12 protein-coding genes and 1 tRNA gene are annotated in these 12,667 nt (G+C 61.3%); 5 read left to right on the top strand and 8 right to left on the bottom strand.

Annotated elements, in window-relative coordinates; translation table 11 throughout:
- Positions 1-67: 67 nt before the first annotated feature.
- The gene (locus H7B90_RS16665) at positions 68-664 is read right to left on the bottom strand and encodes a YkzI domain-containing protein (protein WP_185137021.1); all 597 of its coding nucleotides are present in this window, start codon (positions 662-664) and stop codon (positions 68-70) included.
- Between the two features lie 238 nt (positions 665-902).
- On the opposite strand from H7B90_RS16665, the gene H7B90_RS16660 reads away from it, so the two are divergent.
- Entirely contained in the window at positions 903-1,556 is a 654-nt protein-coding gene (locus H7B90_RS16660) for a YktB family protein (RefSeq protein WP_185137020.1), read from the top strand.
- A 656-nt stretch (positions 1,557-2,212) separates the two neighbouring features.
- Here the strand turns inward: H7B90_RS16660 and H7B90_RS16655 are convergent.
- Together H7B90_RS16655 and H7B90_RS16650 are read right to left on the bottom strand one after the other, a co-directional pair.
- Positions 2,213-5,221, bottom strand: a complete 3,009-nt coding sequence (locus H7B90_RS16655) for an efflux RND transporter permease subunit (protein ID WP_185137019.1) — start codon at positions 5,219-5,221, stop codon at positions 2,213-2,215.
- Positions 5,222-5,503: 282 nt separating this feature from the next.
- Positions 5,504-6,682 (bottom strand): MFS transporter, encoded by a 1,179-nt coding sequence (locus tag H7B90_RS16650; protein WP_185137018.1) that lies wholly within the window; start codon positions 6,680-6,682, stop codon positions 5,504-5,506.
- Positions 6,683-6,936: 254 nt separating this feature from the next.
- Here H7B90_RS16650 and H7B90_RS16645 point away from each other — a divergent pair, with 254 nt between their 5' ends.
- Together H7B90_RS16645 and H7B90_RS16640 are read left to right on the top strand one after the other, a co-directional pair.
- Complete coding sequence (locus H7B90_RS16645) at positions 6,937-8,406, top strand: aminotransferase class I/II-fold pyridoxal phosphate-dependent enzyme (protein WP_185137017.1); 1,470 nt, start codon at positions 6,937-6,939, stop codon at positions 8,404-8,406.
- 396 nt (positions 8,407-8,802) lie between these two features.
- Positions 8,803-9,222, top strand: a complete 420-nt coding sequence (locus H7B90_RS16640; protein WP_185137016.1) for a DUF1885 family protein — start codon at positions 8,803-8,805, stop codon at positions 9,220-9,222.
- A 106-nt stretch (positions 9,223-9,328) separates the two neighbouring features.
- Here H7B90_RS16640 and H7B90_RS16635 read toward each other — a convergent pair whose 3' ends face one another.
- From H7B90_RS16635 to H7B90_RS16625, 3 genes are all read right to left on the bottom strand, one after another.
- Positions 9,329-9,622, bottom strand: a complete 294-nt coding sequence (locus tag H7B90_RS16635) for a DUF1292 domain-containing protein (protein WP_185137015.1) — start codon at positions 9,620-9,622, stop codon at positions 9,329-9,331.
- 129 nt (positions 9,623-9,751) lie between these two features.
- Positions 9,752-10,330, bottom strand: a complete 579-nt coding sequence (locus H7B90_RS16630; RefSeq protein ID WP_185137014.1) for a stalk domain-containing protein — start codon at positions 10,328-10,330, stop codon at positions 9,752-9,754.
- Positions 10,331-10,419: 89 nt separating this feature from the next.
- Complete coding sequence (locus H7B90_RS16625; RefSeq protein ID WP_185137013.1) at positions 10,420-10,650, bottom strand: hypothetical protein; 231 nt, start codon at positions 10,648-10,650, stop codon at positions 10,420-10,422.
- Between the two features lie 191 nt (positions 10,651-10,841).
- On the opposite strand from H7B90_RS16625, the gene H7B90_RS16620 reads away from it, so the two are divergent.
- Positions 10,842-11,570, top strand: a complete 729-nt coding sequence (locus H7B90_RS16620; RefSeq protein ID WP_185137100.1) for an MBL fold metallo-hydrolase — start codon at positions 10,842-10,844, stop codon at positions 11,568-11,570.
- Positions 11,571-11,805: 235 nt separating this feature from the next.
- Here the strand turns inward: H7B90_RS16620 and H7B90_RS16615 are convergent, their stop codons facing one another.
- Positions 11,806-12,048: a hypothetical protein gene (locus H7B90_RS16615; RefSeq protein WP_185137012.1), complete on the bottom strand. Its 243-nt coding sequence runs from the start codon at positions 12,046-12,048 to the stop codon at positions 11,806-11,808.
- Between the two features lie 87 nt (positions 12,049-12,135).
- Positions 12,136-12,315: a hypothetical protein gene (locus H7B90_RS16610; protein ID WP_185137011.1), complete on the bottom strand. Its 180-nt coding sequence runs from the start codon at positions 12,313-12,315 to the stop codon at positions 12,136-12,138.
- A 178-nt stretch (positions 12,316-12,493) separates the two neighbouring features.
- Between H7B90_RS16610 and H7B90_RS16605 the strand changes: the two genes are divergently transcribed.
- Positions 12,494-12,569 (top strand) — tRNA-Val (locus H7B90_RS16605).
- The last annotated feature ends 98 nt before the right edge of the window (positions 12,570-12,667 follow it).

Below are 12,667 nucleotides of genomic sequence, written 5' to 3'. Positions count from 1 at the left end.
AAAGGCGCCCCGAAGGGCGCCTTGACGGCGTATGACCGATGCTAGAATCTTGCGATGCGAACCCGGGCTACAGCTCCAACAGCAGCATCTCGACGCGCATGCCTTCCAGACGCTTCTTGCTCGCCTCGGCTTCCTCGGTACGTCCGTTCTGCAGCGCCTCGTGGAGAACCGCGAGCTCGTAATCGATTTCAAGACGGAGGACACCCGCGCGATGCTCGGCTCGCTTCGATCTGAAGGCCTGCACCATGTCTTCTACCGTAATCTGGGGACGCTTCTGGAATATGATCCGATGTTCCATGCCCGACACCTCCACGAGACGTATAATTTCGCCAAACATGATGTTCTCGATGAGCACCTGACGATCCCGGAATCTCTTGACGACGGCGTGGCCCCGCGAATCGTTGATAAGCTTCTCGATCCATTGCGCCAGCTTCTCGTCCTTGACGACGTAATCTCCGATCATCTTGTAGCGGCTCTGCGTTCGCTGGAACTTCAGCTTCAGCAGCTTGCGGCCGGTCCGGACGGAGATCAGGAACTGCTGCTCGCTCTCGTTCCAGTACAGGGAGTACCCTTCGGAGATGAGCTCCCGGATCAAATTCTGAATCTGCCTGCGATCGAAGCGAAGCTCCAAGTTGCAGTATTCAACCTCATGGCTCCGGTTCACGGCCATCCCCCCTCCTGCCGCTTACGCACGGTTCGAGTTGTTGACCGAATGTTCTGACTTTTTGTTCTTACCTTTATCTTATACTCCATCTTATGTTCTGGCAACTTGGTTTCTTGACTATTTTCCAGTATAGTGAGGGAAAGCTTTGACGAATGTACCCCTTGTTAGAAGGAAGGCCCAGCCCGGGCCTATCCGTTAAAGGGGGAAGAACGATATCTTCACGAGGTGAACTTCAAGGATGCCAACCGTCGCCAACACCGAATTCACTGGATTCGCCGGATTCGCGGATACCGACTTCGACGCCATGAGCGTTCCCGGTCTCGAGGGCCGGATGGAAGCGATCATCGGACAAGTCCGTCCGAAGCTCCACGCGCTCGGAGACGCCCTGACTCCCGTCGTCGCCCGGCTGACCGGCGAGACCGCGTTCCCCCACGTCGCCAAGCACGCGCGCCGTTCGGTGAACCCGCCGGACGACACCTGGGTCGCCTGGTCTCCGAGCGCCCGCGGCTACAAGGCGTTCCCGCACTTCCAGATCGGGCTGTGGTCCACGCACTTGTTCATCCAATTCGCCATCATCTACGAATGCCCGAACAAAACCGCCTTCGCCGATCGCGCGACCCGCGAGCTCGCGTCGATTCGCTCCGCCGTGCCGCCGCATTACGTCTGGTCCAAGGACCACATGGTGCCGACCGGGTCGGTTCACGGCGACTTGACGGACGAGGAGCTGGGGGAGCTGTTCCGCCGCCTCGGCGCCGTTAAGGCCGCCGAGCTGACGTGCGGCATTCACGTCCGCCGCGGGGATCCGCTGCTCGCGAGCGGCGATGCGCTGCTTCGCGAGGCGGAGGCCGTGTTCGAGACGCTGCTGCCGCTGTACAAGATGGCGCAGGCATAAGGAGCGCGGATGCGCTTGTTGCGGCGCGGCGAGCGGCGGGCGGCAGGCTGGGCGGCGCGGATGTGCGCTGCGCTTCGTGGCTGCTGGCCGTGCCGTGCCGGGAGGGCTGGGCCTTTTGTTGGCCCGTCTGTCGCGCCGCCCAGGCCCAACAAGACGGGTTTTTCCGCTTGTCGGCCCTTCTGTCGCACCGCCCCGGCTCAACAAGACGGTTTTTTCCGCTTGTTGGCCCTTCAGTCGCGCCTCCCGGGCCCAATAAGACGGTTTTTTCCGCTTGTTGGCCCTTCTGGCGCGCCTCCCGGCCCAACAAGACGGTTTTTTCCGCTTGTTGATGGCGAGCGCGTGCCGGCGAACAACGGAAGCCGATTCTCAGAGCGAGAAGAACGAACCGAGGTCGCTTGGCAACTCATCGTTACCCGAGTTTACCCGGCATTTGACCTATTTGAATCACCGCTCCTCCCTCCCAGGCGGACGCGATTAAACAACAACGGCTCCAGCGATAGGCTGGAGCCGTTGTTGTTTGGGGCGGAAAAGAAGCGCGGGACACGAGAAAGCGCGGCATGCCCTCTGCAACTTCCATTTTGGAGGTTACAGCTCGCTCCCTCTTGGCCCGACAAGCATGGAGCCCGGAGCAAATCTCCCGCTCTCTCATCCGCCCGTTACGCCGCGACCGAGCGCTGAGCTTCCCTCCGCTGGCGGCGGGACTTGCGGAAGAACAGCAGCTCATAGATGCAAGGCACGATGACGAGCGTCAGCAAGGTCGAGACGACCAAGCCGCCGATGACGACGATCGCGAGGCTCTGCGAGACGATGCTGCCGCTCTCCGTCGAGCCGAACACGAGCGGGAGCATGGCGCATACGGTCGCCACCGCCGTCATCAGAATCGGACGCATCCGCGTGCCGGCCGCTTCCAGCAGCGCCTCGCGGATCGTCATCCGCTCCTCGTTCTGCTTGACGCGGTCGATGAGCACGATCGCGTTCGTCACAACGATGCCGATGAGCATGACGACCCCGAAGATCGCCGTGAAGTCCGGCGTAACGCCAGATATAATCAGCCCGAGCACCGCCCCGATCGGCACGAACAGAATCGAAGCGAGAATGGCGATCGGCGCCCGAAGCGTCTTGAACGTGACGACCATGATCAGGTACACGATGGCGATCGAGACGATCATCATGACGAACAGGTCCGCGAAATCCGCCGATTGGTCGGCCGACGCGCCGCCGACGTACAGCTTCACGCCTTCCGGCGTCTGAACGTCCTTCATCGCCTTCGAGATCTCGCTGCCTACGATGGACAGCTGGCTCGGCTCCACGGTGGCGGATACGCGAACGTAGCTCTTGCCGTCCTTGTGATAGAACTTCGTCGGCTTCTCCGCCTTGACCCACTGGGCGACGCTCGACACCGGCTTCGGCCCCGCGTCGGTCATGACCGTTAGGCTCGACAGGTCGCTCGCGGTCTTCGGCTGAAGCACCGGCTGCACAACGACGCTCAGCGTCTGGCCTTGCGAATTCAGCGTGCCGATCGGAACCGGATTCAGCATGCCTTGCAATTGCGTCGCGATGTCCGATGCCTTCGCCTGCGAAGCGTCCACTTCGAGCGTGTAGACCGTCTTCTTCTCTTCCTGGTTGCTCTCGACTTTGAGCACGTCCTGGATCGGCTTGATCTTCGCCATCACTTCCTCGGCGGTCGCCGTCAATCGCTCCGGATCGTCGCCGGACACGTCGACGTATACTTGTGTGGAATTGCCGTCGCCGAAGAACGAGCCGGGACCGGCGGCCAATTCGGCGCCCGGGAATTGCGGGCGTTCGGCCTTGACGGCGTCGATGATCTTGTCGGCGTCGGCGCCTTTTTTCATCTGAACCGTGTAGGTGACGAGCGTCGGCGACTTGACGCTTCCGTACTTGGCCGCGTCCGCGCTGTTGCCCATGTCCATCATGACCCAGTCCGCGCCCTCCTGCTTAAGCAGCACGGCCTCCAGCTTCTTCCCGTTCTCGAACACTTCCTCGACCGGCGTGTCCGGCTTGTATTCGAGCGAGACGCTGATGCTGGACGCGCTGGAAGAGTCGATAGCGCCCTTCGGCATGGTCATATAAGTCGCCAGGGAACCGGCCAGCAGGACGAACGCGACGAGAATCGGCACCCACTTGTGGCGAAGGTTCCAATGCAGGAACGACGCGAACCGCTCGGACGGCTTGTGCTCCTTGATGCTCGAGGTCTTGAGCACGCCCGCGCTCATGAGCGGAATGACGGTCAAGGCGACGAGCAGCGACGACAGCAGCGAATAGGTGACCGTCAGGGCGAACGGCAGCAGGAACGATTGCAGCGATCCGCGCAGAAGCCCCATCGGCAGGAACACGGCCACCGTCGTCAGCGTCGAAGCGGTGATCGCCCGCGACACTTCCTTCGTGGCGTCGACGACGAGCTCGACCGAGAACTTTTCCTTTTGCAGCCTGCGGAAAATGTTCTCAATGACGACGATGCTGTCGTCCACGAGCCGGCCGACGGCGACGGCGACGCCGCCGAGCGTCAGAATGTTGAGCGTGATGCCCGACAGATCCAGCAGGTATAGCGTCAGGCCCAGCGAGAGCGGGATCGACACGATGGTGACGAGCGTCGCCCGGACGTTGCGCATGAACAGCAGGATGACGATCGTCGCGAACAGGGCGCCCATCAGCACTTCCCGGAGCATGCTGTTGACGGAGTCCACGATCTGCTCGGACGTGCTCATCAAGAGCTTAAGCGACGCGTCCTTGTTCTCTTCGTTCAGCTTCTCGATCGCTTCCTCCACGCCCTTGCCGACGCCGACCGCGTTGGCGTTCGCCGCCTTCGAGATGACGAGCGTCAGCGCGTCCTTGCCGTCGATGCGGCTGATGCTCTCCTGGTCGTTCAGCAGCTTCACCTCGGCGACTTCGCCCAGCGCGACCCCCGCGGCGACCGGCAGCTTCTTGAGCGATTCGACGTCCGTAAGACCCGATGCCGCCACGTTCAAGTTGACGATCGCTCCGTCCAGGGACGTCTGTCCGACGGAGGCGGAGGCGTCGCGGCCTTGCAGCACGCCGTACAGCGCTTGAAGCGGCACGCCCTTGGCGGCCAGCTTGGCCGGATCGGCGGCGACGCTGACGCTCGGCTTCGATTTGCCGGCCAGCTGCACTTCGCCCGCTCCGTCGATCGAACGGAACGCGTCGATCGCCTGCCGCTCGACCTGTTCCTTGCGGGCGTCGGACGTCCCCTCCTGGAACGTCAGCGATACGAACGAGATCGGAATCATCGAAGTATTGAATTGGACGACATATGGAGGAGACACTCTCTCCGGAAGAGCCACCGCGTTCACCGCGCGCTCGACCTCGGCCTTCGCTTCCTTCATGCTCGTCTTCGAATCGAAGTTCAGATTCACTTGGGAGAAGCCGTCCCCCGAGGTGGAGAACGTGTTCGTCTTCCCCTTCACTCCCGCGACGGCCTGCTCCAGCGGGTTCGTCACCAGGCTCTCCATCGTCGCGGCGTCGTAGCCCTGGCCGATGACGCTCACCGTCACCTGCGGGTTATCGGCCTCCGGCAGGAACTCCATCGGCAGCTTCCAATAACTGAAGATGCCGAGACCCAGCACCATCACGACGAGGATGGCGATGGCCGCTTTGTTGCGGAACGCTCCTTGAATAATCGTCTTCAACTCGATCTTTCCCCTTCCGCTCCACGGGTTTCGTTTGTCTATGCATTCCTAATGTTACCGAGGAGCGTCGGGGGCGAGAAACGGCTGCGGACCGTTTTTGAACCCCGACTTAGGACCGAGGCCGATTCGGGCGCGGGTCTCGGTTCGGGACGAGAGCTGTCGGCCAAAAAAAAGCGGCGGAGCCGGGAGGAGAACCCTCCGAAGCTCCGCCGCGCGCGCGACGCTGCCGTTAAACCGATCGGCGTGAACGTCTTCTTCCAGGAAGATCATGTCTCCGGGCCGTCATCCCTGCACGCGGCCGAAGGCGCGGTCCGCGCTGCGGAACCGGGCGAGCAGGCCGAGCGCGGCAAGCGACAGCGCGCCGGACACGATGAACGGCAGCGCGTCGTACACGCCGAGCAGGAGCGATCCGAGCAGCGGGCCGACGATCCGGCCGAGGCTGTCCATCGAGGAGCTGAGCCCCGAAGCGACTCCTTGCTCCACCGTCGTTTTCTGCGTGATCAGGGAAGTGACGCACGGCCGGATGAGCGAGTTGCCGATGCCGAAGATGCACAGATAGACGGTGGCGGTCACCCAGTGATTCGCCGTCAGCAACAGGAAGAAGCCGGCCGCCGAGATGACGAGGCCCGCGGCGATGTAGCCGCCCTCCTGCCCCTTCTTGACCCGCCGCCGCACGACGCCGCCCTGCACGAGAGCGCCGGCCAGCCCGCAGAAGAAGAACATGTAGCCGACGTTGCGCGGAGTGGCGTCGAACCGCTCCATTCCGTACAGCTGCATCGTCGCTTCCAGAATGGCGAGCGAGAACGTGACGAAGAACGCCAGGACGTACAGGTTCTTGAGCGGCCCCTGGAACGCCGTCCAGCGCGATACCTTCGGCCGGGCGGCGACTTCGGCGCGCTTCTCGGGAGGCAGCGACTCGGACAGCTTCAGCCAGGCGGCGAAAAACGTGACGAGGGCGAGCCCCGCGGCCGCGAAGAACGGAGCCGCGAGCGAGATCCGGCTCAGCTCCCCGCCGACGAACGGCCCGAACGTGAAGCCGAGGCCGATGCTCATGCCGACGACGGCCATGCCCTTCGTTCTCTCTTCGTTCGTGGTAATGTCCGCGACGTAGGCGACGATGCACGCGGTTACCGCGCCGGAGAACAACCCGCCCAGCAGCCGCGAGACGTACATCAGCACGAGATTGTCGACCGCAAGGCCGAACAGCAGGAAGCTGAGGCAGAAGCCGAGCACGCCGATCATGATGACCGGCCGTCTCCCGATGCGTCCGGACAAGCTGCCCCAGAAGGGCGATAAAAGAAAGGAAACGAGAGAATATAAGCTCAGCATCAACCCCGTATGGAGCTTGGCCGATCCCGGATCGATGTCGGTGACCGCTTGGGGCAATACCGGAATGATGATGCCGAATCCGATAAAAGTCGTAATAAGCATGAGCGCGACGATAACCAGCTTGCTTCGCACGGCGATTACTCTCCTCTGGAGCCTAATGTGTGTCCGTTCCATAAAATATGGTAGCACAGTCGACAGCGGGTTCCAAATCTCGATTCATGACGTTTTGGTGACATCGGGGCCGCCCTGCGGGAGAACCGGCATCCCGCCGCGTTCCGCCGCAGCCCGCCTTCGGCCGGGCCAGTTGCAATCCCCCCCATTTTTGCTATACTCATGCTTGTTCAGTCAACCGTAGGTTTACGGCATGGAAAGGCAGGCGCTAATCATTGGATCATTCCCGCACTCCCCTGTTCGACGCCCTGTTGCGTCACGCGGAGCAGAATCCGGTTCAATTCCACATTCCCGGCCATAAGAAGGGCGCGGGAATGGACCCGACGTTCCGAGAATTCGTCGGGCAGAACGTCCTTGACATCGACTTGATCAACATCGCTCCTCTCGACGACCTGCATCAGCCGGTCGGGGTGATCCTGGAAGCGCAGCGGCTGGCGGCCGACGCCTTCGGCGCGGACGCGACCTTCTTCTCCGTCCAGGGCACCAGCAGCGCCATCATGACGATGATCCTTACGGTATGCGGTCAAGGCGACAAAATCATCGTTCCGCGGAACGTCCATAAATCGATCCTGTCCGCCATTATTTTCTCGGGAGCCCGTCCGGTCTTCCTGTCTCCGGTGCGGGATCGCAATCTCGGCATCGACCACGGCATCACGACCCGCTCCGTGCGGCGCGCGCTCGAGCGGCACCCGGACGCGGCCGCCGTGCTCGTCATCAACCCGACCTACTTCGGCGTCTGCGCGAACCTGAAGGAGATCGTCGACCTCGTCCACGAATACGACATCCCGGTTCTCGTCGACGAAGCGCACGGCGCCTTGATCCACTTCTCCGACCAGCTTCCGATGTCGGCCATGCAGGCCGGGGCGGACATGGCGGCCACGAGCCTTCACAAGCTGGGCGGCTCGATGACCCAGAGCTCGATTCTCAACATCCGTTCGGGACTCGTCAACATTCAGCGCGCCCAGACGATCTTCAGCATGCTGACGACGACTTCGACGTCCTATCCGCTGCTCGCTTCGCTCGACACGGCGCGGCGCAATCTGGCGCTGCACGGCCGCGAGCTCGCGGCGAGGGCGGTCGACCTGGCCCAGCGGGCCCGCGAGGCGATCAACCGCATCGAGGGGCTGTACTGCTTCGGCGAGGACCTGCTCGGCGAAGAGGCGACCCACGACTACGACCCGACGAAGCTCACGATACACGTCCGCCACCTGGGGATGACGGGCTACGACGCGGAGAACTGGCTGCGCGAGCATTACAAGCTCGAAGTCGAATTGAGCGACATGTACAACATTCTCTGCCTCGTCACCCCGGGCGACAACGAAGAGACCGTGGGCATTCTCGTCGACGCGCTGACGCGGATGGCCGACGAATTCCTTCATACGAGGGAAGTGAAGGAGCTCGTGGTCAAAATTCCGGAGATCCCGCACCTGTCCCTGACGCCGCGGGACGCGTTCTACGGCGAGACGGAGATCGTGCCGCTCGAGGAATCGGCCGGCCGGATCATCGCTGAGTTCATCTACGTCTATCCGCCGGGCATTCCGATTCTGCTCCCCGGGGAAGTCATCTCCCAGGACAACATCGACTACATCGTCGACCATCTGGACGTCGGCCTGCCGGTCAAGGGACCCGAGGACCGCAGCGTCCGCCAGATCAAGGTGATCGTCGAAGAGACGGCGATCTCCTGACATCCCGTCTTCCCGTCCGCTCTTCGTCTCGTCCTCCCTACCGTTCCCGCCGTCCGTTCTCACCGACGCGCGAACTCGGCAAGCCCCCGCCTCCGGCTACCGGCCGGACCGCGGGGGCTCTTTGATGCCATCGTGTTAGACTCCGTCGCTCGGCTCCTCCTCGGACTGCCCAGTCGGGTCCGTCGATTCCCTCCCCGCTGCCGCGCCACGCATCGCCGCACTCCTTGCACCCGCCATCTCTGCCGCTCCGCCGCCGCACTCTTCGCCTCTACCGCTACTCTGCTGCTGCGGATCCCTTCTCCTCTGCCGATTCCGCCCCGGGAGGACCCGCGGAACTCGTTGCCAACGCCCCCCGGAAATGCTATCATTTGCCTTGGGAGAGGGGGTGGCAACCGATTGAGTCAAAGCGCTTACATCTCGCTTGTCCAAGGATCCTCCGCGGATCGGGTTACGCTTGACGACGTGAAGGAACGTCTCCGCCATTACCGGGAACAGACCTCTCTGACCGGTCGCCAGCTGGATTGGGATTACGCCGAAGCGGCGTTCCCCTACACCGTCGAGAGCAAGCCCGGCGAAGAAGACCGCTGGTTCTACCTCAAGGGCAAATCGCCGCTATACCGCTTCATCCTGTTCGGGACGGGCGTCCGATCCGACGGGGAGCGCGACATCCCGTACGTCCAAGTCGTTCTGCCGGACGGAGCCACGCACGGCGACAAGTCCAAAGCCAACGAGTATTGCAAGTGGCTCGGGAAGCAATGGCAGGCCGAAGTGAAGATGTTCAACGGCCGGACGATCTACTACAATCCTCGCAAATAGTCCCGTTCCGCAGCGAACGGCGAAGGGCTGCCCCGATTCCGCCCGGCGGATTCGTATGGCAGCCCTTCGGTTGGTCCGCGGTCTCGGCCGGCGGCGCGAACGCAAGTCAGTCCGCTTCCTGCGCGACCAATTCCTCGTAGACCTTCATGACGCGTTCCCATTCTTCGTCGTCTTCGATATTCACAAGGACTTCGTCTTCCCCGTCTTCTTCGATGCGGAAGATGACTCCGTCGTCTTCGGGATCGTTGCGGTCGAGCAGCACCGCGTACGCTTGGTCGCCGCTCTCGAAAGTATACACAAGCACCATCTCGTGTTCGTTGCCCTCTTCGTCCGTTACGACGAATACGGCTTCTTCATCGTGCTCGTGGTTGCAATTCTCGTCATGAACATGATCGCTCATGGTGAACCTCCGTTCGGTCGGTTAAATTTGCCTTCTCCCGTATCGTAACATTTCGCCGACATCCGGTCAAACGAAGCGCCCCGCCCGTAGGACGGGCGGAGCGCCGGCTCGAAGGCCGCCCGCTGCAGGTTACTTGGAGACGATCGTCTTCTCGGAGACGACCTGCAAGGGCGAATTGTCGGAAGGCTTCATCCAGAAGCGAATCGTGTACTTGCCGCTGTATTTGAACTCGTAGGAGAGGTCTTCGGACGTGAACCAGAAGTTGTCCTTGTCGGTCGGGAAATCCGCGTCCTTGCTCGTCCGTCCGTCGATCCAGGTCTCGTCGCCGTACGGGTCGGCGATCGTCACCTTGAAGCTGGAGATGCTCGTCTGCAGATTGTCGATCTGGGCGAAGACGCGGAAGCTGTTCTTGCCCTTCTGGACCGAACCGAACGGCTTGTTGCCCGTCATCAGGAACATATGAACGTTCGGCTTGTATATCGTCACCTTCTTGGCGCTGTCGTCCCAGGAGACGAACCCTTGCACGACGTCGCCCAGCGAACGGACGCCGACGTAGGCCTTCCCGTCCACGATCGTTCCGGCGTCGTCCAATTCCTGCTTGTTCAGGATGATCTTGACCTTCTGCGATACCGTATCCGCCGCGAAGATGGCCGATCCGCCTACGAGAGTAAGCGCCACGGTCAATACGACAAGCTTGCGGATCTTCATTCGGCATTACCTCCGTCATCCGACTGATTCCTGTTCGTAAATGGTTATACCAGCCACGGAAGGAAAAGTTGCGGACAGGAGGAAAAAAACTAGCCCAGCGCCTTGACCGCGGCCTTCGGAAGCGTCAGGACGCACGGAACCCCGTTGCCCACGGCCCCGGGCTCGGACATTCTCGCCAAATAAGCCAGCCCCCGGGCGCAAGGCGTCTTGCACACCGCGCACACGTCGGAAGTGACGATCTTCATCTGAGGCCGCTGGCTGTCCGAGGAGATCGTCTTTTTCTTCCCCGCCTTGGAGGACTTGCCCGCCGGTTTGTTCATCTCTCATACCCCGCAATCGATTGGCTTCCATTCGCGATAAGGTATGCGGGAAGGACGGAAGAAGTGATTCAACCGCCAGCCGCTTGAGGGACGGTTATTCCGCGGCTTTTGCATCGAGGCAAAATATGGTACATTAGTAGGAGCTTTCTGTGTCGAACGAGCCGGGACTGACGAGCGGGCGGAGGTTGTCGATGGAGATCCAGATGATAGGAACGGGCAGCGCATTCGCGAAGGCCTTCTACAACAACAATGCTCTAATCTATGCCGAAGGCAAGACCCTGCTGATCGATTGCGGAACGACGGCTCCCGTCGCCCTGCACCGCATGGGGATAAGCTTGACCGAGATCGACGCCATACTGATCACCCATATCCACGCCGACCACGTCGGCGGCCTCGAGGAGCTTGCCTACCGGTACAAGTTCGTTCATAAGATTCGCCCGCTGTTCTACATAGCGGATACGCTTGTCGATACTCTGTGGGAAAATTCCCTCAAGGGGGGGCTTGAGCAGGACGGCATCCTCTCCTTGAACGAATACTTCGACGTCCGCCCGCTCCGAGAAGGCGCGGCGACGGAATTGCTCCCCGGCTTGACCGCGGAGCTGCTGCCGACCCGTCATATTCCGAAGAAGCTCAGCTATTCCGTTCTGCTGAACGGCACCTTCTTCTATACGGCGGATATGGTGTTCGACGGCGAGCTTCTGCGGCGCCTCGTCGACGAGCGCGGCGTCCGGACGATCTTCCATGACTGCCAGCTTCAAGCGCCGGGCGTCGTGCACGCCTGTCTCCCCGAGCTGCTCACGCTGCCCGACGACCTGCAGGAGAAGATCCGGCTCATGCATTACGGCGACGACCAGCCCGAATACGTCGGGCGCACGGGGAAGATGAGCTTCGTGGAGCAGCAGAAGCGGTATGTTCTATAGCGCGGCGGGTTGGCCAAATCGGCCCGGATCCTATATAATAGAAGGAACGACATCGAAAGGCGGCTGTAACCGTTGGTCACCACCTATATTATCGCAGGCATCATCGCCGTCGTTATTATCTTGCTGTGCGTTTGGGTAACGGGCAAGGCATATTCCCGCAAGTGGGAAGAATAGAAGAAGCTCCGTCGGACGACGGAGCTTCTTCTATAGGAAGGGGGCGCGAACGCGGACGGCGTTACCATCCCCGCGACAGGTCGGAACCGATCTCCGACGTGCGGCGGGAATAGACGTCCCCAACGACGCCCCCCGTTCCGGTTCCGACGCCGCGTCCGTAGACGTTGGCCGTCACCGTTCGATCTTCGAGGACGGGCTCGGCTTGGCCGCAGCCGCCGATCGCAGCCGTGGCCGCGACGACGAGAGCCCAAGCCGCGAACGCGGCAAGCGCCCGGGGGCGGAGTTTCGACAGGGGAGAATGCATGGGCACCTTTTCCTTTGAATGGTCGAATCGGCATGCAGTTCCAGTGTCCCCCGCTTCCCCGGAATTATTCCGAGCTTCTTCCGTACGCTAATGCTGGTTCTTCTTCCCTCCCCCTTGCTCCTCCCAATTCGCGTCGACGCGCCATACGAACCTTTTGTCGTGCTCCATCGTGTCCTTGCGGACCAGATTCGCCACCGCCGCCATGACGAATCCGATGAGCGCGAACAAGCCGATCAGCCACAGCACTAGCCAAGCGCCTTCGTCCATCGAAGTCTCCTCCCGCTCGAACGCTATTGTTCATGTTTACGCCCTCCGCCCGCCAAACATCCCTCCATCGAAGCGTCCTGCCCAAAAAAATTTGGCGTCAAATGTGCAAAAAGGAATTCGCGTAACGGGTTGACTTCTCGTCCGCGGCTTGGTATTATTCTAAATGTCTTCGCGACATGATCTGATAGCTCAGCTGGGAGAGCACTACCTTGACAGGGTAGGGGTCACAGGTTCGATCCCTGTTCAGATCACCATATCCGCTAACGACAGGAGCCCAATCACCCGATTGGGCTCTTTTTACATTTCGCCGGGCGAATTTTTTGAATCGAGGGGTGGGACATTAAGCTCGCCA

It is taken from the genome of Cohnella xylanilytica (assembly GCF_014212175.1).
GTDB lineage: Bacteria > Bacillota > Bacilli > Paenibacillales > Paenibacillaceae > Cohnella > Cohnella xylanilytica.
The sequence above is the reverse complement of the archived record's forward strand: the minus strand, read 5'-3'. Positions and strand labels throughout refer to the sequence as shown.